The following is a 21,265-nucleotide window of genomic DNA, read 5'->3' on the forward strand; positions in this document are numbered from 1 at the left end:
TACAAAATGGGACATCATAATCTTCGCGCGCCGACGCTGTCAAGCAGGGCCGCGGCGTTTCCTGCGGGGAGGGCCGGGCCGGAATCCTGGCCCATCCTCCAATTTTGGACGGCGGGCTCCAGTGACGGGCGCCAACAATTCCCGGGCATCGGCCAGGCGGCCGCAGGCCTGCAGGGCAAGGCGGATATCTTCCCGGTTTTCCGGGCGATGCCAAAGCAAAAGGGCCTTTTGCCGGCGCCGTTCCTGCTGAGTGCGCGCCACATAAAGGGTCTCGCCGGTAAGGGGATCACGACCGGTATGATAGATACATGTCGCCAGGGTTCCCGGGGTGGGCGTGAACTCCTGGACCTGCTCCACCCGGAGCCCGTGGCGGCGCAGAAACAGGGCCGTCTCCACCATGTCGTCGAGAGTGCAACCGGGATGTCCGGCCATCAGGTAGGGCACCACCGCCTGACGCCGGTCCAGCCGCACGCTGGTTGCCCGGAACTCTTCGAGAAACCGCTCAAAGACCTCCGGGCCCGGCTTGCGCATGACCCGGGCCACTTTGCCGCAAAGAGTTTCGGGCGCCACCTTGAGCAATCCGCCGACATGCTCGCTGAGCAACTGCCGGAGATAGCGCGGTTGGCGCGGCAGCAGATCGGTGCGCACCCCGGAGGCCACGAACACGTGCCGCACCGCCGCCAGGTTGCGCAATCGACGCAACAGGTCCGTCGGCAGGTCGTCGGCAATGTGCAGGTTGCGACAGGGCTCGGGCCACAGACATCCCAGGCGGCGGCAGTTCCGGAGGCTCTCGGGATCGGCGCAGGACATGCCGTACATGTTGGCCGTCGGTCCACCGATATCGGTCAAAGTGCCGCTGAAACCCTTCTCGCCGGCCATGTGTTCCGCTTCGGCCAGAATGGATTCGGCCGAACGCGACTGGATGATTTTGCCCTGGTGCAGGGCAATGGCGCAAAAGGCGCAGCCGCCACAGCAACCGCGATGGCTGGTGATGGAATGGCGAATCTGGGCAAAGGCGGGAATAGGCTCCAGGTAGGCTGGATGCGGGCGACGCAGAAAAGGCAGGCTGTAGATCCGGTCCAGTTCCACTGTCGTCAGGGGCCGGGCCGGCGGCAGGACCACCACCCAACGGCCGTCATGTTCCTGGGCCAGGGGGCGACCGCAGAAGGGATTGGCCTGCTCCACGGCCAGTCGAAAGGCGCGGCCGTAGGCCTCGGTATCCTCCCGCACTTCGGCGAAGGATGGCAGCAGCACGGCGTCCGACGGCGGAGCCTCGCTCAAAAAGGCGGTGCCGGAAACGTCCCGCAGTCCGCCCGGTTCTTCACCGAGGGCACAGCGTCGCGCTACTTCAAGCAAACTGAGCTCGGCCATGCCATGCACCAGCAGGGCGGCCTTGCTGTCCACCAGGATGGAGCGACGCACGCCATCATCCCAATAGTCATAATGGGCCAGGCGCCGCAGGCTGGCCTCGATGCCGCCGATGACCACCGGCAAACCTTTGAAGGCGCCCTTGAGGGCCGCCGTGTAGGCGATGACGGCGCGGTTGGGCCGGGCTCCGGCCCGTCCGCCGGGCGTATAGGCATCGTCGCGGCGCACCTTGCGGGCGGCGGTATAGTGGGCGACCATGGAATCCATGGCGCCCGCGGCCACCGCCGCGAACAACCGCGGCCGCCCCAAGACCTGGAATGCCTCGGCCTGCCGCCAATCGGGCTGGGCCAGCAACCCGACCCGATAGCCTTCCGCCTCCAAAAGACGGGCCAGGAGCGGCACGCCGAAGGCCGGGTGGTCGATGTAGGCATCGCCGCTGACGAACAGTACATCGATGCCGTCCCAGCCGCGCTGCTCCAAATCCGCCCTGCAGGTGGGAATAAAGGGGCCGGTCGGTTCCCCGCCGGCCCGGTTGCTGACGGCCCTGCCCGCCCTGCCCTGGCGCATGGGCTCAGGGGAACAGGGGCAAATCGTGCAGACCGCAGGTTTCTTCCCAGTCCAGCATCAGGTTCATGTTCTGCACTGCCTGACCGGCCGCCCCCTTGAGCAGGTTGTCGATGGTGGAGACCACGATCACGCGGCCGGTCCGGCTGTCGCTGACCAGCCCGAGGTTGCAGCAGTTGCTGCCCCGGACGTGAAGGATGTTGGGCAGATCGCCGGCGGGATGCATCCGCACGAAGGGTTCCCGGCCGTAGCGCTGCTGGAAGATTTCCAGCAGTTCGGCCGTACTGTGGGTTCCTCTCAGAGCCGCGTAACAGGTCGAAAGAATGCCGCGACTGACCGGCAGCAGATGCGGCGTGAAGCTGACCTGCACCTCCCGCCCCGCCAGATATGCAAGGGTCTGCTCGATTTCCGGAGTGTGCCGGTGAGAAGCCACGCCATAGGCCTTGAAGCCTTCGTTGACTTCGCAATAGAGACTGCCCACCTTGGCGGAGCGTCCGGCGCCGCTGGTGCCCGACTTGCTGTCGATGATCAGGCTGTCAGGATCGATAAGGTCCATTTCCAGCAGGGGTGCGAGGGCCAGGGCGACACTGGTCGGATAACAGCCGGGATTGGCCACCAGGCGGGCCTTGCGCACCGCATCCCGGAACAGTTCCGGCAAACCGTAGACCGCCTCTTCGAGGAGTTCCGGACTGGTGTGGGGCTGATACCAGGCCTCGTAGACCGCCGGATCGCGCAAGCGGTAATCGGCGGACAGATCGACGACCCGCTTGCCGGCGGCCAGCAGATCGGGAATGATGGCCATGGCCGCCTGATGAGGCAGCGCCGTAAAAATGAAGTCGGCCTGACGGACGATGAGATCCGTATCCACCGGATCGAAGCGCAGAGGGATGCGTTCCAGCAGGGAGGGAAACACCTCGGCGATGGGGGTCCCGGCATGCTGGCGGGAGGTGACGCAGGTGATCTCGACCCGGGGATGATTGAGCAGCAGACGAATCAGTTCGACGCCGGTATAACCGCTGGCTCCGACAATGGCTACCTTGAGCATGAATTCCTCCCTGAATGCAGAAAAGGGAAACCCGCGGGTTTCCCTTTTCCTCTCTCCTGAACGGCACGGAATCCCAAAGGCTTCCCATGCCGTAGAACTTCCTAGCGCTTGGAGAACTGGAACCGCGCGCGGGCCGCGCGACGACCATATTTCTTGCGCTCTTTGGCCCGGCTGTCGCGGGTGATGAAGCCGGCCTTTTTCAGGGTCGGCCGCAAATCGGCGGCGGCCACCAGCAGGGCCTTGGTGATGCCGTGCTTGATGGCGCCGGCCTGCCCGGACGGACCGCCTCCGCAAACATTGACCATAATGTCGAACTTGCCGACATTGTCCGTCAATACCAGCGGCTGGCAGACCACCATCTTGGAGGTCTCGCGGCCGAAGTACTCATCCAGGCTGCGGCGATTGATGACGATATTTCCTGCGCCGGGCTTCAACCATACGCGAGCCACCGACGTTTTCCTTTTTCCGGTTGCGTAAAACTTCTGTTCGGCCATCCTTGTCTCCTGACTTGACTCTCGATCCTAAAAGACCAGTTCTTTGGGCTGTTGCGCCGCATGGGGATGGGCCGCCCCGCAATAGACCTTCATCTTGCGGAACATGTCGCGGCCCAGCTTGTTCCGGGGCAGCATGCCCTTGACCGCTTTCCTGATCAGTTCCTCGGGCTTGGTCTCCAGCATCTTGGCGGCGCTGGTGGAGCGCAGTCCGCCGGGATAACCGGAATGCCGATAATACATTTTGGCGGCCAGCTTGTTGCCGGTCAGCTTGACCTTGTCCGCATTGAGAACCACGACGAAATCGCCGGTATCCACGCTGGGACTGTAGATGGCCTTATGCTTGCCGCGCAGAACCCGCGCGATTTCGGCCGCGGCCCGACCCAGAACTTTACCTTCCAGATCGACGACGAACCAGCTTCTTTTCACTTCCGCTTTCTTGGCTACCTGGGTGCTCATGAAATTCCTCTCTATGCATAACTGTGAAGTGCGTAACGGGGACTCACAGAGATGCAAAGGCTAGCGAAACGAGCCCGAACTGTCAAGGACTTTTTGCATTTTTCAGGGCCGGTTTCGAACCTTTCGATCCTCAGTACCAGACTTCCATGAGGCACAGTCCATGGGCGGGAGCCGTGACCCCGGCAGCGCAACGTTCCCCGCCCAACAACAGATCGCGAACCTCCGCGACACTGCGGCGCCCCTGCCCGACTTCGACCAGGGTGCCGGCCAGGGTCCGCACCATGTGACGCAGAAAACCCGAGCCGCGCACGTCGATGCACAGCAGTTCGCCATTCTCGTTGAGGGTGATGTCGAAAAGTTCCCGCACCGTGCTGCGGGCGGCACAGCCGGCGGCCCGAAAGGCGGCAAAATCATGCCGACCGACCAGCAATCGGGCCGCCGCCCGCATGGCGGCCAGATCCAGCCGCCCCCGCAGATGCCAGGCGGTGCGGGCATGCAGAGGGGAACGCACCGGGCTGCGATACAGAGAATAACGATACCATTTGCCGCGCGCATCGAACCGGGCATGAAATCCGGGGCGTTCTTCCATGGCGTCCCGAACCGCCACCGTCGCGGGCAGATAGCGGTTGACGCCATCGCGAAAGGCCCGCAGGGGTTGTGTGCCGTCGGTGGTGAAATGCGCCACCATGCCCCGGGCATGGACGCCGGCATCGGTGCGACCGGCCGACAGCAGTTGCGCCGGTGCGCCCAGAACCTGTTCCAGAGCCTGCTCCACGACTTCCTGGACCGAAATGCCGTTCGGCTGGCGTTGCCAGCCGACAAAATCGGTTCCGTCGTATTCAAGCACCAGCTTGATGGTTCGCATGCCTCGGGCCTTTTGAACTGCCGCCATTTTCGATCTGAAACACAGCGGAGGAGACCGATGGCCTCCCCCGCTGAAGTTACCCTTTTTCACCACAGGTGGTTTTAGAGATACTTTTCCACCAGCAACTCGGCAATCTGTACTGCATTGGTTGCCGCGCCCTTGCGGAGGTTGTCGGCCACCACCCAGAGATTCAAGCCGTTTTCGATGGACTCGTCCTCGCGGATGCGGCCGACGAAGGTCAGATCCTGGCCGGCGGCCTCGACAGCCATGGGATAGACGGCATTGGCCACATCGTCGACCACCAGGACACCCGGCGCTGCCGTCAGCAACTCCCGAGCCTTGGCGGCGGTCAGTTTGCGTTCGGTCTCGATATTGACGGCTTCGCTGTGGCTGTAGAACACCGGCACCCGCACCGTGGTGGCGGTCACCCGGATTTTTTCGTCGCCGAGAATCTTGCGGGTCTCGTTGACCATTTTCATCTCTTCCTTGGTGTAGCCGTTGGGCAGAAACACATCGATATGGGGCAGGCAATTGAAGGCGATCTGGTGAGGATACACCTTGCTTTCGGCCGGTCGCCCGTTGAGCAGTTCGCCGCATTGGATGCGCAACTCATCGATGGCATGGGTGCCGGTACCCGATACGGCCTGGTAGGTGGAGACCACGATGCGGCGAATGGTGGCAAAATCGTGCAGGGGCTTGAGGGCCACCACCATCTGGATGGTCGAACAGTTCGGATTGGCGATGATCCCCTTGTTGCGATACAGGGCTACGTCATGGGGATTGACCTCGGGCACCACCAGGGGAACTTCGGGGTCCATGCGCCAGGCGCTGGAGTTGTCGACACAGACCGCCCCCGCCGCGGCGGCGATGGGGCAGAATTCCTCGCTGCGCGATCCGCCGGCACTGAACAGGGCGATGTCGATGCCCTTGAAGGAATCCTTGCCCAGCACCTGCACCGGCAACTGCTCGCCGCGAAATTCGAGAAATTTGCCTTCGGAGCGGGAAGAGGCCAACAGGCGCACTTCCTTGACGGGAAAATTCCGTTCCTCCAGCACCTCGAGCATCTGGTTGCCGACCGCTCCCGTGGCACCTACCACCGCAACATTGAACGTTCTGGACATGTACTGATCTCCCTTTGTTTCTTTTCAGATTTCCGGACCGATCCGGTCGTGTTCCATTCCCGCAGGGCGCCAAAAAGCCCCTGTCGACCTGCTCAAAAACATTTTGTTGCAGAAAAAAACGCCATCCCGATGGGAGACCCGGCCTTGGCCTTTCTGACCCTGCGCATCACCACCCCGTTCAGGCGCGCCGCAGATTGGCGACGATGGCATCCCCCATGCCGCTGGTTCCCACCAGGGTTTCCCCGGCCCCGCCCATGAAGATGTCCCGGGTCCGCAACCCCTGCTCGAGCACCGCGCCAACGGCATCTTCGATGGCCTGGGCGGCTTCCGGCATCCGGCAGGAGTGCCGCAACAGCATGGCAGCGGAAAGGATCTGGGCGAGAGGATTGGCGATACCCTGTCCGGCAATGTCGGGAGCGCTGCCACCGGCCGGTTCATACATGCCGAAAGTGCCCTCGGCCAGGGAGGCGGAAGGCAGCATGCCCAGGGACCCGGTCAGCATGGCCGCTTCGTCCGACAGGATATCGCCGAACATGTTGGGACACAGCATGACGTCGAACTGCTTGGGGGCCTTGACCAGTTGCATGGCGGCGTTGTCCACATACATGTGGGTCAACTGGACATCGGGGTACTCCGCCGCCACCTGCGCCACGACTTCGCGCCACAACACGGAGGTCGACAGCACGTTGGCCTTGTCGATGGAAACCAGGCGCTGCTGTCGTTGCCGGGCGGCCGCAAAGGCTTTGTGGGCAATACGGGTGATCTCCCCTTCGGAATACAGCATGGTGTCGAAGCCGCGGCGCTCCGGGGCCGTCCCATCGATGCCCTTGGGCTGGGCAAAATAAACGTCGCCGGTCAGTTCACGCACAACCAGGATGTCGAAGCCGCCGGCGATGACCTCTTCCTTGAGGCTGGAGGCAGCGGTCAGGGCGGGAAACACGATGGCCGGACGCAGATTGCAGAACAGGCCGAAAATCTGTCGCAGAGGCAGCAAGGCCCCGCGCTCCGGACGTTCTTCAACCGGCAGAGTCTCCCATTTGGGTCCGCCGACGCTGCCGAAAAGAATGGCATCCGCCGCCTTGCACACCTCGATGGTATGTTCCGGCAAAGCCTTACCGGTGGCGTCGATGGCCGCGCCGCCAACCAGAGCCTCGGTACGTTCAAAACGCACCGAAAAAAGGTTTTCGATGGCGTCCAACACTTTCAGGGCCTCGTCCATCACTTCCGGCCCAATCCCGTCACCGGCCAGAACAGCCAGTTTGAATGTATTCTGCATCGTCTATCTCCGTTGAAAAACCCGCGGATCAATAAAAAAAACGTTGGAAAACCGGCGAGTTCAAACTGGGGCCATCATAGGTAGAGGGCCGGCAGGTTGTCAAAGGGTTTTTCCACAGATTTTGTCTTCGAACCGAACCTGTGTCGAAACCATACCAACTATTGTGCCAACCGTGGCACAGTTTGGGCAAAAACCAACCGGGCCGAGGCCCGGTTGGCAAATCTCAATATCGCTGGTCGGCAAATTCCACCCAGCCGCCGGCCTGCACCAGCGCCTTGTCGAAGGGGGAAATCTCGAAACCGCACTCGAACTTCTGATCTCCGGCACAGGCTACCACACGCTGGGCCGCCAGATCGACGGACACCTGCACTTCTCCCGCCGTCTGCAGGGCAAACAGCCGCTCCAAATCGGCGGCCGGCAATTCGATGGCCAGCATGCCGCAGTTGAACATGTTCTGACGGAAGATGCGCGCGTAGCTTTCGGCGATGACGGTGTGAATGCCGTTGACCTCCAGTGCCCAGGGAGCATGTTCCCGCGAGGAACCGCAGCCGAAATTGCGGCGGGTCACGATCACCGAGGCCTGCTGCAAGGCCGGACCTTGAGGATCGAAACCGTCGAGCAGCAAATCCTCCAGCAAATAAGGCTTCAGCGCATCCTTGGTGACCTCGGTGAGATAGCGCGCCGGAATGATTTCATCCGTATTGATATCGGAGCGGTCCAAAAACAGGGCCGTTCCACCGAAAGTTCTTTCCATATTTTCCTCAGCTCCTTCGTATCGTTGCGTTCAGCCGGATTACAGCGTCCGCGGATCGGTAATCACACCGGTCACCGCGCATGCGGCAGCCGTCGCCGGACTCATCAGGTGCACCATGCCCCCCTGCCCCATGCGACCCTGGAAATTCCGGTTGCTGGTCGCGGCGCAGGATTCACCGGGCGCCAACACCCCGCAACTCATGCCAAGACAGGCGCCGCAGGTCGGATTGGTGACGCAGAACCCGGCATCCATGAAAATGGCAATCAGTCCCTCTTCCAGAGCCTCCCGGAAAATTTTCGGCGTTGCCGGCGACAGGATACCGCGCACCGTCGGGGCAATGGTGCGCCCCTTGAGGATTTCCGCCGCCTGGCGCAAATCCTCCAGTCGGCCATTGGTACAGGTGCCGATATAGACCTGGTCAATGCGGGTACCGGCCAGTTCACCCACCGGCTTGACGCAATCGGGCTTATAATCGTAGGTGACCTGGGGCTCCAGATTGCTCACATCCAGATCCAGTACCCGCTCGTACACCGCGTCGGCATCCGAATGCCAGCGCCGGAAGTCCTCCAGGGCCGCCGCCTGATTGGCATAGTCGTCCTTGATGAAGGGCCACAGGTATTCCACCGTGGTCTGGTCGGGCAGGCAGATGCCACAGGTGCCGCCGGCTTCGATGGCCATGTTGGTGAGGGTCATGCGCGCGTCCATGGACATGGCATCGACCACCGGTCCGCGGAACTCGATAACGCGGTCGGTGGCGCCATTGACGCCCAGAATACCGATGAGGTGCAGGATGACATCCTTGGAGTAGACGCCCTCGGGCAAGGTCCCCTGCAGATTGACCAGGATGCTGGCCGGTTTGCGGAAGGCGCACACCCCCTTGAGAATACCGACCTCCAGGTCGGTGGTGCCAACCCCGGCGGCAAAGGCGCCAAAAGCACCATGAGTACAGGTGTGGCTGTCGCCCATGATGACGGTGAAGCCGGGGCGGATGAAACCCTGCTCGGGAAACAGGGCATGGCAGACGCCGTTGCGCCCGACATCGAAAAAGTCCTTGATGTCGTGACGACGGGCCCATTCCCGCAGAATTTTGCCTTGAATGGCGGTCTTGCTGTCCTTGGCGGGGGTCACGTGATCGATGACCGCCTTGATGCGGGTCGGATCGAAAACCCGGTCCTTGTTGCGCCAGACCAAATCGGCGATGGCTACCGGTGTGGTGATTTCATGGCACAGCACCCGGTCCAGATCGAGCACGTAAGTACCCGGAAACGGTTCGTCCCGCAAATGGGCGGCAAATATTTTTTCAGCGATGGTCTTTCCCATGATTCTCCCAATCCATCTTGATTATGAAGGCGAAGAGTCACCTTTGGCTCGGTTTAAAAATGCGCTGAAGCCTTTTTCTTCATGACCGTGGCCAGCTTGTTCAAAGCATTGATATAGGCCTTGGCGCTGGCCACGATGATATCCGGATGCGCCCCCTGGCCCAACACTTCACGACCGTCCAACTCCAGGCGCACGGTGCATTCGCCCTGGGCGTCGGTACCGCCGGTGATGGCGCCGACGGTGAAACTGAGCAGGCCGGCCTGACTTTTGGTCAGTTTCTTGATGGTCCGGAAGGTTGCATCCACCGGACCGCTGCCGATGAGGGCCGCCTTGCGCAACTTGCCGTCGATCTCCATTTCCACCGTGGCCGTCGGCGCGGCGAAGGACCCGGAAGAAACATTCATCTGCACCAGCTTGTAGCGCTCGGGAATGCGGATGATCTCGTCGGCGATGATGGCGTCGAGGTCTTCGTCGAAGATCTCCTTTTTCTGATCGGCCAGGGCCTTGAAGCGGACAAAGGCCCGCTCCATGTCCTCCTTGTTGAGGCTGTAGCCCAACTCGTCGAGACGCTGGTTGAAGGCATGACGTCCGGAGTGCTTGCCCAGAACCAGCTTGTTCTGAGTCAGGCCGATGGATTCCGGAGTCATGATCTCGTAGGTGGTCTTCTCCATCATGACGCCGTGCTGGTGAATGCCGGCCTCATGGGCAAAGGCGTTGGCACCGACAATGGCCTTGTTGGGCTGCACCATGATCCCGGTCACCGTGGACAGCAGTTTGCTGGTGGCGTAGATGTGTTCCGTGTTCACCCGGGTCGTGAAGGGCAGAATGTCATGGCGGGTGCGCAGGGCCATGACCACTTCCTCCAGGGAGCAGTTGCCGGCCCGTTCACCGATGCCGTTGATGGTGCACTCGACCTGCTCGGCCCCCGCTTCGACGGCGGCCAGGGAGTTGGCCACGGCCAGGCCGAGATCGTTGTGGCAGTGCACCGACAGAATGGCCCCATCGATGTTACGCACATGCTGCTTCAGGTAGCGGATGATAGCGCCGAATTCGCTGGGGATGGTGTAGCCGACGGTATCGGGAATATTGATGACCCGGGCGCCGGCGTCGATGACGGCTTCAACCACCTGGGCCAAAAAGGGCAGACGGGTTCGCGCCGCATCCTCGGCACTGAATTCGACGTTGGCGGTATACCCCGCGGCGCGCCGCACCCCGGCCACCGCCGTGTCGATGACCTGCTGCTCGGACATCTTCAGCTTGTACTTCATGTGGATGTCGCTGGTGGCCAGAAAGGTGTGAATGCGGCCCCGCTCCTCCGCATATTTCAGCGCATTCCAGGCACAGTCGATATCCTTGTCATTGGCCCGGCACAGACCGGAAATCTCAGGTCCCTTGAGGGTCTGGGCAATGCGCTTCACCGCTTCGAAGTCCCCCTCGGAGGCGATGGGAAATCCGGCTTCGATGACATCGACATTGAGCTTTTCCAGCTGAAAAGCGATGCGCAATTTTTCGTCGATGGTCATGCTCGCGCCCGGCGACTGTTCGCCGTCGCGCAGGGTGGTGTCGAATATTTTGATGGATTTGATATCCTGCATGGAGACCTCCTGCCTTATCTGCCCCCTCGATCAGCCGATGCGGCCATTCAGGGCGGCTGTGGTTATCTGTTGCCTACGGTCACGAGCCCGCTTCCGCCATGTGCGGCGACATTCCAGGTCGCCTAGGTCCGATTCCACGACACCACCCCCTCTCCCCGATTCCGCTCTGCGGCCAAAAATGGAAAAATAGTCCTTTTTAGCCTTGTGACCTGCCGATGCGGCCGAAAAAACCTGCACCGCCCGATAAAAAAAAACCCCCGACCCGTTCAGGGGCGAGAGCTGAGGCTTCGCGGTACCACCCTGATTCGACTCCCCGGAGAGAGTCCTTGATTGGCCTTTTACGCAGGCTTACGTCAACCGCTAGCCGACAGAGCGCCGGGTTCACGGTTGCGGCTCCGAGGCGAGTTCGGCCCTCCTGATACCGGCTCGCAGCGACCGCCGGCTCTCTCCAATCAGGGCTGTGGCTTACTACTCCTCATCACGGCCTTTCCAATCTGTTGCTTCTCAGTAATAAAGCAGATATAAGCCGACCCTGTCAAGGTAGCAAATATTCCCCACCGCCATCTCGCTGTGTTTTTTCCATGCGGCCAGACGGTTTTTGACGGGTCGGAAAATCAACGAACCCCGGAAAGGGAAACCAAGCGGTTCCGAAGGTTGCGGCCGGCGGTGGCCGGCATCCCTACCGTCCGACCCCCGGCCCTGCCGGATCCTTTACTTAAGATAACCCAGTACCGTTTCGCCGCCGCGCACCCGATCACCGACATGTACCAGCACATCCGCGTCCTCGGGCAGATAGACATCGACTCGCGAGCCGAATCGGATCAGTCCGTAACGGGCACCGCGCTGCACCAGATCGCCGATCACCGGATAGGTGACGATGCGCCGTGCAATCAGTCCGGCAATCTGCACCACCAGCAGGCGCGGGCCGCCGGGATGTTCCAGCAGCATGCCGGCCTGTTCGTTCTGCAGGCTCGCTTTGTCCAGGGAGGCGTTGAAAAACTCTCCGCGATTGTAAAACAGATCCGCGACCCGCCCGGTGATGGGAGCACGATTGACATGAACATCGAAGACCGACATGAAGATACTGACCTTGATGGTCTCGGCCTTGAGGCAGCGCTCCTCCCAGACCTTGTCGACACAGATCACCCGACCGTCCGCCGGCGCCAGAACCGCCGCTTCCTCGGCATCGGAAAACCGTTCCGGATTGCGAAAGAAGTAGGCGGTAAACAGAGTCAACGCCAGGCACAGCACGGTCAGGAATCCCCATCCGAGCAGGGCGAAAATCAGGGTGACAAAAGCGAACAGGCCGATGAACGGGTAGCCCTCGACCACGACCGGTTGGTTCTGATTGCGCATGCTGAGGATCCTCCCGAAAATGAAACAGCGGGAACAGGACCAGGCCTGTTCCCGCCGGACAGGTTGCCGCGGTCAGTTGCGTTCCTTGTCGACAATCTTGTTCTTGCCGATCCAGCTCATCATGCTGCGCAGACGGCCGCCGACTTCCTCGATGGGATGCTGCTGGCCTTTGCGGCGCAGGGCGGTCAGGGTCGGCTTGTAGGCCTGATTCTCCAGCATCCATTCACGGGCGAACTCGCCTTCCTGGATTTCGCGCAGAATTTCCTTCATGGCGGCCTTGGTCTCGGCGGTTACCACCCGCGGCCCGCGGGTCAGGTCGCCGTACTCGGCCGTATTGGAGATGGAGTAGCGCATGTTGGCGATGCCGCCCTCGTACATCAGATCGACGATCAGTTTCAGTTCATGCAGGCACTCGAAATAGGCCATTTCCGGAGCATAGCCCGCTTCCACCAGCGTTTCGAATCCGGCCTGCACCAGGGCCGAGGCCCCGCCGCAGAGTACCGCCTGCTCGCCGAACAGGTCGGTTTCCGTTTCTTCGCGGAAGTTGGTTTCGATGATGCCGGCGCGGCCGCCGCCGACGCCGCTGGCATAGGCCAGGGCCATGTCCTTGGTGTTGCCGGCCGGATCCTGGTGGATGGCGATGAGGCAGGGCACGCCGCCGCCGCGGGTGTATTCATGCCGCACCATGTGACCGGGCCCTTTGGGAGCCACCATGAAGACGTTGATATCCGCCGAGGGCACGATCTGGCCAAAGTGAATGTTGAAGCCATGCCCGAAAGCCAGGTAGGCGCCCTTCTTCAGGAAGGGAGCGATTTCCTGGCGATAAAGATCGCCCTGCAATTCGTCGGGAACCAGAATCATGACGATGTCCGCGCCCTTGACCGCTTCCGAGGTCTCGAGAACCTTGAGGCCGGCCTTTTCAGCCTTGGGCCGCGAAGTGCTGTCGGCCCGCAGCCCGACCACCACGTCGATGCCGCTGTCCTTGAGGTTGTTGGCATGGGCGTGGCCCTGGCTGCCGTAACCGATGATGGCGACCTGCTTGTTCTTGAGCAGTTCGAGGTTGGCGTCCTTGTCGTAATAAACCTTCATTGCGTTTGTTCCTCCTTATGGCTGTCCAGCACTTTGTAGATTGCGAAAGCTCATTTATATAGCACAGCGGCCCAAAGGGCGCCAGCGTCTTTTATTGGCTGCCGCCCGGTTCCTCTGCCCTCAGGGCATTCCGCTCAACCTTTGATATCCTTGCTGCCGCGGCACAGGGCAACGGGACCGGAGCGAACCAGTTCCTTGATGCCCATGGGCCTCAGCAGATCGATGACGGCTTCGATTTTTCCGGGGGCTCCCGTGATCTCCAGGGTATAGGAGCGCGCCGTGACATCCACCACCTTGCCTCGAAAAATGTCGGCAATTCGCAAAACTTCGGCCCGGGTTTCATCCGTGGCCTGAACTTTGATCAAGGCCATTTCCCGCTCGATGAATTCCATGCCGGTAAAATCCATGACCTTGATGGTATCGATGAGCTTGTTGAGTTGCTTGGTAATCTGCTCCAGCACCCGTTCATCACCGCTGGTTACGATGGTCATGCACGAGACGCTGGGGTCCAGGGTCGGGGCGACGGTCAGACTCTCGATGTTGAAGCCTCGTCCTGAGAACAGCCCCGCGACCCGGGCCAGCACGCCGAATTCGTTTTCGACCAGAACCGATATGGTATGTTTCATATTGGCAATATCCATTCCGCCCCCTAGGAAGCCAGCACCATTTCATTGATAGCCGCCCCGGCCGGCACCATGGGCATGACATTTTCCTCCCGATCGATCTTGAACTCCATCAGCACCGGCCCCGGAGTCTGCAGGGCCTTCCGAATGACCCCTTCCACCTCCTCGGGCCGGGCGGCGGTCAGACCGGTGGCTCCATAGGCCTCCGCCAGCTTGACGAAATCGATGGGCAATTCCATCGGAGTCTGGCTGTAGCGCCGACGGAAGAACAGTTCCTGCCATTGCCGCACCATGCCCAGATAATTGTTATTCAGGATGGCGATCTTCACCGGCAATTGGTACTGCACCAGGGTCGCCAGTTCCTGGGAATTCATCTGAAAGGAACCGTCGCCGCTGACATCGATGACCTGCCGATCCGGACAGGCCACCTGCGCCCCGAGAGCTGCCGGCAGGCCGAAGCCCATGGTACCCAGACCGCCGGAGGTCAGGAAAGTGCGCGGCTGGCTGAACTGGAAGAACTGGGCGGTCCACATCTGGTGTTGTCCGACTTCCGTGACGATGATGGCATCGTCGTCAGTCAGTTCACGAATCTTCTCGATGACGTACTGCGGCTTGATGACGGTTTCACTGTTTTTGTAGGTGACGGGATGGGTCCGGGTCCATTCTCCGATCTCTTCCCGCCAGGCGACCGTCATGCCGGGCAGTTCCGCGGTGGTCTCGGCATGCGCCTGCAGTTCCTTGTTGATTTTGACCAGGACATCCTTGACTTGCCCGACAATCGGCAGATCCACCCGGACGTTCTTTTTGATGGAAGTGGGATCGATGTCGATGTGGATGATCTTGGCGTGGGGCGCAAAGGATGCCACCTTGCCCGTGACCCGGTCATCGAAACGCGCCCCCACGGCGATCAGCAGATCGCTGTTGGTCACGGCCATATTGGCGGAATAGGTGCCGTGCATGCCCAGCATGCCCAGCGCCAGAGGATGGCGCCGCGGAAAGGCGGACATCCCCATGAGGGTGGTAACCACCGGCGCCTGAATCTGTTGGACGAAATCCATGAGTTCCGACGAGGCCTCGGAGGCCGTCACGCCGCCACCGACATAGACCACCGGTTTGCGGGCGGCCAGGATCATGCGTACGGCTTTTTCCACCTGACGCACGTTGCCGCTGTAGGTGGGCTTGTAGCCACGCAGGCTCACCGAGTCCGGATAGGCGAAACGGGTGCTGGCCAACTGGATATCCTTGGGCAGATCGACCAGAACCGGACCGGGCCGCCCGGTCCGGGCGATGTAGAAGGCTTGCTTCAGGATGCGAGCCAGGTCCTTGATATCCTTTACCAGGTAGTTGTGCTTGGTGATGGGCCGGGTAATGCCGACGATATCCGCCTCCTGAAAGGCGTCGTTACCGATGAGGGGCGTCGGCACCTGGCCGGTAATCACCACCATGGGGACGGAATCCATGTAGGCGGTGGCAATACCGGTTACAGTATTGGTGGCACCCGGCCCGCTGGTGGCGATGACCACGCCGACCTTGCCGGTAGCCCGGGCATAGCCGTCGGCGGCATGGACAGCGGCCTGTTCATGCCGAGTCAGTATATGGCGAATGGGATAGTCGAGGAGGTCATCATAAATATTGATGACCGTCCCGCCCGGATAGCCGAATACCGTATCGACACCTTCCAGCATCAGGCATTCGAGCAGAATCTGGGAACCGGTTTTTTTCACACCATGCCTCCTCTTGAACGTGGGACCCCATACCGAGTCGCGCCACCCCGGGGGGAATATCAGGGGTTCATGGCCCCGCCGCTGCATCATGGCCGAAGATCAGGGCGCGATCTCGGTGGAATCCTGGCAGTCAACCAGCATGAAGGAAACCATCGACCAAGGCCCCGCAGAGGCCGGACGCCGGGCTCAAGCCATCATATAAGGCTTGTCCATACCTTTGAAAAATCAGCAGGGCCGACAGACGGCGCCGGTATTGGCCGAGGTGACCACCGATGCATAGCGGGCCAGCCAGCCCTTCTTGATCTTGGGCTCGGGGCGTTGCCAGGCAGCCTGCCGGCCGGCCAAAACTTCGGCAGCGACCTTGAGTTCAAGGCGCCGGTTGGGAATGTCGAGCACGATGACATCGCCGTCTTCCACCAGTCCGATGGGTCCGCCCTCCGCCGCTTCCGGAGAAACGTGGCCGATACAGGGTCCGCGGGTGCCCCCGGAAAAACGGCCGTCGGTCACCAGAGCCACGCTCTCGCCCAGGCCAAGGCCCATGAGCGTCGCGGTCGGCGCCAGCATTTCCCGCATGCCGGGTCCACCCTTGGGGCCTTCGTAACGGATGACGACCACGTCGCCGGCCACGATCCGGCCGTTCATCAGGGCCTGCATGGCTTCTTCCTCGGAGTCGAAGCAGCGCGCCCGTCCTTCAAAAGTCATCATGGCCTGCGAAACGCCGGATTGCTTGACTACGGCACCGTCCGGGGCCAGACTGCCCCGCAGGATGGCAATCCCCCCTTCCGGCCGCACCGGATCGGTCAGGGGATGGATGACCTCCTCGTCCACCGGGCCGCCGGCCGCGGCGATCTCCTTGACCGACAATCCGCTCAGCGTCGGATTGTCCTGCACCATGGCGCCCAACTGGTAGAGAACGCCCGGCACGCCGCCGGCCGTGTCGAGATCCTCCATGAAGTATTTGCCGCCCGGATTCATGGAAGACAACTGGGGGGTTTCCCGACTAAGTTGATCGAACAGATCGAGAGGCACCTCGACGCCGGCTTCGTTGGCGATGGAAAGCAGATGGAGCACGGTGTTGCTGGAGCCGCCGAGGGCCAGATCCACCCGAATGGCGTTTTCAAAGGCCGCCCGGGTCAGTATTCTGCTGGGAGTGATGCCGTCACGCACCAGGCTGACGATACGTTCTCCGGAAGCAAAGGCAATGCGCCGTTTCTCCGCCGAGACGGCCGGCGCCGTGCCGCAGCCGATCAGACTCATGCCCAGGGTTTCGGTCAAAATCGCCATGGTGTTGGCGGTAAACAGCCCCTGGCAGGAACCGGCTCCGGGGCAGGCCTTTTCCTCACAGGTCTGCAACTCCTTGGCGTCGATGGCACCGGCTTTGAAACGTGCCATGGCTTCGAAGGTGTCCGTAACGAAGGAATAGCGCCGCCCGGCGCGACCGGCACCGGTCAGCATGGGACCGGCGGTGACAACGATGGAGGGGATGTCCAGGCGTGCGGCGGCCATGAGCATCCCGGGGGTAATCTTGTCACAGTTGGTCAACAGCACCAGGCCGTCAAGCCGATGGGCTTCGGCAATGGACTCGACCATGTCGGCGATCAGCTCACGGGTGGCCAGGGAATAGTGCATACCCTTGTGACCCATGGCAATGCCGTCGCAGACCCCGGGAATGCCGAACAGAAAGGAGTAGCCGCCGCCGGTATGAACGCCCTTCTCAATGAAGCGTTCCAGATCCCGCATGCCGATATGACCGGGGATCAGATCCGTGAAGGAGGTGGCGATACCGATCAGGGGTTTTTGCAACTCGCTGCGCGGCACACCGGTTCCCATCAGCAGCGCGCGGTGCGGTGCCCGTTCGAACCCCTGGGTAATGGCTTCGCTTCTTTTGCCTGTCATGCTTCCTTGCCTTTCCTTTGCGGCGGCACCCATTGCCGTCAGAAAAAAAGACGCGTGCAGCCGCTGCTGCCGCGGTCCATATCCATCATCACCTGCGGTCCGACATGGTGACAAAAATTTTTTTCGGGAAATGAAACCAAGCCCCATACAGAAAGGGTTCGGACGACAGTCCAAACCCTTTCTCCAATTACTCAACCGATCCCATTACCGTCGCCATCTGCGCAAGATCTGCTCCATTTCATCTTTTCCCGCCAGTTTCAACTTTTGCACTTTCCTTCTTTCCAGTTCTTCTTCCGGGCTTAGATACTTCTTGGTGTCCCACTCCGCCAATTGCCGCTCGAGGATGGCATGTTCCTCGTAAAGCCTGCGATAACGCGGATTTTCGTCAAACAGACGCTGGACCACCGCCGAATGGTTCTCATCCATCGGACACCTCCCTGGAAAGGGTTGACAAAGAGCAGAAAACCAATTTCACCATAGCGAATCAACGTGGTGATGTCAACCTTCTATGGGCAGCAGACCGGACTCCCGGGCCTCCATGAGCTCCGCCTCCGAGGGCCGGATATAACGCGGCAAAATACTTTCCGGAGCGCAGCCGAGACCGGCCTGACAACGGCTCAGCACCAACATGGCCGCACTCGAGGCGCGCGGTTGGTGCAACGGCCAGGGCGCGAAGTGGGCCCGGCCGGCCAGTCGCCGCAGAATCAATGTGCGATACAACAGCGCGCCGCTGCCGACAAACAGAATTTCGCCGCTGAGTTGGTCCAGCAGACGTTCCGGTACCAGGACCTGTTCACTACCCTGCAACTGAGGTTCGCCGGTGCCACAGTGAAACAGCCCACTGTAAACCTCCTGCTTGCGGGCATCGATCAAGGCGCAAACCGGATACCGGCAGGCAGGGACCTGGGCCGCCAGGGTCGCCAGGGAGGAAACCCCCACCACCTGTTTCCCGCAGGCCAGGGCCAGGCCCTTGACGGTGGCGATACCGACCCGCAGACCGGTAAAAGAACCGGGACCGGTCACCGCGCCGAAGACGTCGACCTGAGCCAGACCAAATCCACCCGCGGCCAGCAGACGGCCGACGGCATCGAGCAATTGCCCGGTATGATTGCGGCCGTAATTGAAAAACAGTTCCCCCAGCAACTGGTCGCCTTGGCTGAGAGCCACGCTGCCGGCCGGAGTCGAGGTATCGATGGTCAGAATCAGATCGGCCATCAGCCCCTACCCATCAAGAGACGCGCCAGGTCATTGTAAAACGCCCAGGCCATCAGCAAAATGATCAGGCCGAGCCCGATCTGTTGTGCCACCTCTCTGACTCTCAGCGGCAAGGGGCGGCGGAAAATCAATTCCAGGAACCCAAACAGCAGATGACCACCGTCCAGAATGGGAACCGGCAACAGGTTCAGGATCCCTAATTGAATACTGAGAAAGGCCAGAAAGGACAATACCGCGGTAAAGCCGGTATCGGCGGCCGCACCGGCCACCTGCACAACCTGAATCGGTCCGCCGATGCTTTTCGGCGAGACGCTGCCGGAAAACAGCTTGCCGACAAACACCACCGTCAGACGCATCAGTTCGATGCTGCGGCGACTGCCCTCCCGCCAAGAAGCCGCCAACGGGAAACGCTTGAAAACCGTTTCAAACTCAGGCGCCACTCCCAGCAACCAGCCGTCCCCTTCGTGACTTTCACGGGGCGTGACCGGAATGGACAGGGTTTGATCCTGGCGCCCGATGCGCAGGGTCAGGGTTTCACCGGCGCCGGCGGCAACCAGGGGACGAACCATGTACCAGGAATCGACGGGTGCTTCGCCGATGGCCAGAATCCGGTCTCCGGCCTGCAGGCCGGCCTCGGCGGCAGGCAATCCCGGCAGCACCTGCCCGATGACTGCATCCTGGGGCGGCAGCAGGCCGAAAGCTTGCAGCCCGCCGGCCACATCGCCATTTCCCGTCAATCTGATGGTTGCCGGACCCTGGGAGCGCTCGACGGTGACCATTACCTCGCGGCCCGCCCGGCGCAGCAGCTCCTTTTCGGCTTCACTCCAGGAGGCTATCGATTGATCGTCGATGCGGGTCACACAATCGCCGGCAGCAAAGCCGGCCCGGGCACCGGGCGTGTCGGGTGCGACGTATCCGATGCAGGCTGGTCGTTCCAGGAATGCCGGCATGTCGATGCCGATGACGTAGGCCAGGGGCAGCACCAGAAAGGGCAGCATCAGATTCATGAACGGACCGGCAGCGACAATGGCTATCCGCTGCAACGGTTTTTTTTCAGCAAAGGAGCGTTCCTTGTCGGCGGGATCGGTCAATTGTTCCGCCTCGTCGCTCCCCTCACCCAGCATCTGAACATATCCGCCCAGGGGCACCACGCAGATCTGGTAAACCGTCTCCCCCCATTGCCGGGACAGCAGCCGCGGCCCGAAGCCCAGGGAGAACTTCAATACCTTGACCCCGGCCAGTTTGGCAACGACAAAATGCCCGAGTTCATGAACGAAAATCAGCACGCCGAGCATCAAAATGCCGGTCAGGATGGTTACCATGGCGCCCCCTTAGCCGCGCACTTGGATAAGGCGCCGGGCTTCCTGGCGGCCCCAAAGGTCGGCTTTCAAAACTTCGTCGATGCGCGTCAGAGCGCTTATCTGGTGATTTTCAAGAGCCGCCCGAATGATTATCGGGATGTCGAGGAAAGCGATTTCTTCCCGCAAAAAGGCATCCACCGCAACCTCGTTGGCCGCGTTCAGCACGGCGGGCGCCGTATCGCCCATTTCCAGGGCCTGGTAGGACAAGGCCAGACAGGGAAATTTTTCCAGGTCCGGTTCCTCGAAAGTCAGACATCGCAAGGCGCAGAGGTCCAGGGGCGGCAGGGTCAAAGCCAGGCGGCGCGGATAGGACAGCGCATAGGCAATGGGCGTTTTCATGTCGGGAATGCCGAGTTGGGCGATAACCGCCCCGTCGATATACTCAACCAGGGAATGAACGATGCTCTGCGGATGAATGTGAACCGCGATCCGCTCCGCCGGCACATCAAACAACCAGCGCGCCTCGATGACCTCGAGTCCCTTGTTCATCATGGTCGCCGAATCGATGGTGATTTTGCGACCCATGGACCAGTTGGGGTGCGCCAGGGCATCCTCGCGGGTGACGGTTTGCAAGTCCGCCAAAGACTTCTTATGGAAGGGCCCACCCGAGGCGGTCAGAATCAGGCGGCGCACCTCATCCTTGCGATGCCCCTCGAGGGACTGGAAAATAGCGGAATGTTCGCTATCCACAGGGAACAGACGCACCCCGTGGCGGACAATGGCATCCATCACCAAGGGACCGGCCGTCACCAGGGTTTCCTTGTTGGCCAGCGCGATGTCCTTGCCCGCCTCGATGGCCGCCATGGTCGGCACCAGGCCGGCGGCACCGACGATGGCGGAAACCACCATTTCCTGCTCCGAATGGCAGGCGCAGGCGATCAGCCCTTCGACGCCGGACAATACTTCGGGCCCGTCGAATCCCAGTCGTTTCCGCAACTGCTCGGCAGACTCCTCGGCAATGACCGCTACCTGCCGGGGACGAAAGCGGCGAATCTGCTCTTCGAGTAGCGCCAGATTGTTGCCGGCCGTCAGGGTCACGACCTGAAATCGATCCGGATATGCCGCACAAATGTCCAAGGTACTGACACCTATGGACCCGGTGGAACCAAGAATCCCGATTTTTTTCATGGAGACTCCAGAATA

At 61.1% G+C, this 21,265-nt stretch carries 19 protein-coding genes and 1 other annotated feature; all 19 genes read right to left on the reverse strand.

The genetic code is table 11. The annotated features are described in order from the left end of the window. Positions 1-39: 39 nt before the first annotated feature. Positions 40-1,935 (reverse strand): YgiQ family radical SAM protein, encoded by a 1,896-nt coding sequence (locus JQN68_RS02970; protein ID WP_225071775.1) that lies wholly within the window; start codon positions 1,933-1,935, stop codon positions 40-42. Positions 1,936-1,939: 4 nt separating this feature from the next. Further along, a complete protein-coding gene (gene argC / locus JQN68_RS02975; protein WP_225071774.1) occupies positions 1,940-2,977 on the reverse strand; it encodes an N-acetyl-gamma-glutamyl-phosphate reductase in 1,038 nt (345 codons plus the stop codon). Between the two features lie 101 nt (positions 2,978-3,078). Further along, positions 3,079-3,471: a 30S ribosomal protein S9 gene (gene rpsI / locus JQN68_RS02980; RefSeq protein WP_225071773.1), complete on the reverse strand. Its 393-nt coding sequence runs from the start codon at positions 3,469-3,471 to the stop codon at positions 3,079-3,081. Between the two features lie 27 nt (positions 3,472-3,498). Then, positions 3,499-3,927, reverse strand: coding sequence for a 50S ribosomal protein L13 (gene rplM, locus JQN68_RS02985; RefSeq protein WP_225071772.1), 429 nt, complete (start codon positions 3,925-3,927; stop codon positions 3,499-3,501). 130 nt (positions 3,928-4,057) lie between these two features. Beyond that, positions 4,058-4,792: a tRNA pseudouridine(38-40) synthase TruA gene (gene truA / locus JQN68_RS02990; protein WP_225071771.1), complete on the reverse strand. Its 735-nt coding sequence runs from the start codon at positions 4,790-4,792 to the stop codon at positions 4,058-4,060. A gap of 101 nt (positions 4,793-4,893) precedes the next feature. Beyond that, on the reverse strand, positions 4,894-5,913 hold the full coding sequence (locus JQN68_RS02995) for an aspartate-semialdehyde dehydrogenase (protein ID WP_225071770.1): 1,020 nt from the start codon (positions 5,911-5,913) through the stop codon (positions 4,894-4,896). A 178-nt stretch (positions 5,914-6,091) separates the two neighbouring features. Further along, positions 6,092-7,189: a 3-isopropylmalate dehydrogenase gene (gene leuB / locus JQN68_RS03000; protein ID WP_225071769.1), complete on the reverse strand. Its 1,098-nt coding sequence runs from the start codon at positions 7,187-7,189 to the stop codon at positions 6,092-6,094. Positions 7,190-7,412: 223 nt separating this feature from the next. Then, the gene (leuD, locus tag JQN68_RS03005) at positions 7,413-7,943 is read right to left on the reverse strand and encodes a 3-isopropylmalate dehydratase small subunit (protein WP_225071768.1); all 531 of its coding nucleotides are present in this window, start codon (positions 7,941-7,943) and stop codon (positions 7,413-7,415) included. 39 nt (positions 7,944-7,982) lie between these two features. Continuing rightward, entirely contained in the window at positions 7,983-9,263 is a 1,281-nt protein-coding gene (locus JQN68_RS03010; protein ID WP_225071767.1) for a 3-isopropylmalate dehydratase large subunit, read from the reverse strand. Between the two features lie 53 nt (positions 9,264-9,316). Beyond that, positions 9,317-10,858: a 2-isopropylmalate synthase gene (locus JQN68_RS03015; RefSeq protein ID WP_225071766.1), complete on the reverse strand. Its 1,542-nt coding sequence runs from the start codon at positions 10,856-10,858 to the stop codon at positions 9,317-9,319. Positions 10,859-11,123: 265 nt separating this feature from the next. After that, positions 11,124-11,349: a binding site (T-box leader), on the reverse strand. 220 nt (positions 11,350-11,569) lie between these two features. Further along, entirely contained in the window at positions 11,570-12,214 is a 645-nt protein-coding gene (locus JQN68_RS03020) for a phosphatidylserine decarboxylase family protein (protein ID WP_225071765.1), read from the reverse strand. A gap of 72 nt (positions 12,215-12,286) precedes the next feature. Beyond that, positions 12,287-13,303, reverse strand: coding sequence for a ketol-acid reductoisomerase (gene ilvC / locus JQN68_RS03025; protein WP_225071764.1), 1,017 nt, complete (start codon positions 13,301-13,303; stop codon positions 12,287-12,289). Between the two features lie 134 nt (positions 13,304-13,437). Further along, positions 13,438-13,929 carry an acetolactate synthase small subunit gene (ilvN, locus tag JQN68_RS03030; RefSeq protein WP_225071763.1) on the reverse strand — a complete coding sequence of 164 codons (492 nt, stop codon included), beginning with the start codon at positions 13,927-13,929 and terminating at the stop codon, positions 13,438-13,440. A gap of 23 nt (positions 13,930-13,952) precedes the next feature. Then, entirely contained in the window at positions 13,953-15,650 is a 1,698-nt protein-coding gene (gene ilvB, locus JQN68_RS03035; RefSeq protein WP_225071762.1) for a biosynthetic-type acetolactate synthase large subunit, read from the reverse strand. A gap of 225 nt (positions 15,651-15,875) precedes the next feature. After that, the gene (ilvD, locus tag JQN68_RS03040) at positions 15,876-17,546 is read right to left on the reverse strand and encodes a dihydroxy-acid dehydratase (protein WP_225071761.1); all 1,671 of its coding nucleotides are present in this window, start codon (positions 17,544-17,546) and stop codon (positions 15,876-15,878) included. Between the two features lie 204 nt (positions 17,547-17,750). Beyond that, positions 17,751-17,972, reverse strand: a complete 222-nt coding sequence (locus tag JQN68_RS03045; RefSeq protein ID WP_225071760.1) for a DUF465 domain-containing protein — start codon at positions 17,970-17,972, stop codon at positions 17,751-17,753. Positions 17,973-18,044: 72 nt separating this feature from the next. After that, positions 18,045-18,761, reverse strand: coding sequence for a tRNA (adenosine(37)-N6)-threonylcarbamoyltransferase complex dimerization subunit type 1 TsaB (gene tsaB / locus JQN68_RS03050; RefSeq protein ID WP_225071759.1), 717 nt, complete (start codon positions 18,759-18,761; stop codon positions 18,045-18,047). Continuing rightward, the gene (rseP, locus tag JQN68_RS03055; RefSeq protein ID WP_225071758.1) at positions 18,761-20,083 is read right to left on the reverse strand and encodes an RIP metalloprotease RseP; all 1,323 of its coding nucleotides are present in this window, start codon (positions 20,081-20,083) and stop codon (positions 18,761-18,763) included. The genes tsaB and rseP overlap by 1 nt, the downstream gene beginning before the upstream one ends. Before the next feature lie 9 nt (positions 20,084-20,092). Further along, positions 20,093-21,250 carry a 1-deoxy-D-xylulose-5-phosphate reductoisomerase gene (locus JQN68_RS03060; RefSeq protein WP_225071757.1) on the reverse strand — a complete coding sequence of 386 codons (1,158 nt, stop codon included), beginning with the start codon at positions 21,248-21,250 and terminating at the stop codon, positions 20,093-20,095. Between the last annotated feature and the right edge of the window lie 15 nt (positions 21,251-21,265).

Origin of the sequence: Desulfuromonas sp. CSMB_57 (genome assembly GCF_020194955.2) — a bacterium.
GTDB lineage: Bacteria > Desulfobacterota > Desulfuromonadia > Desulfuromonadales > Syntrophotaleaceae > JAFCIY02.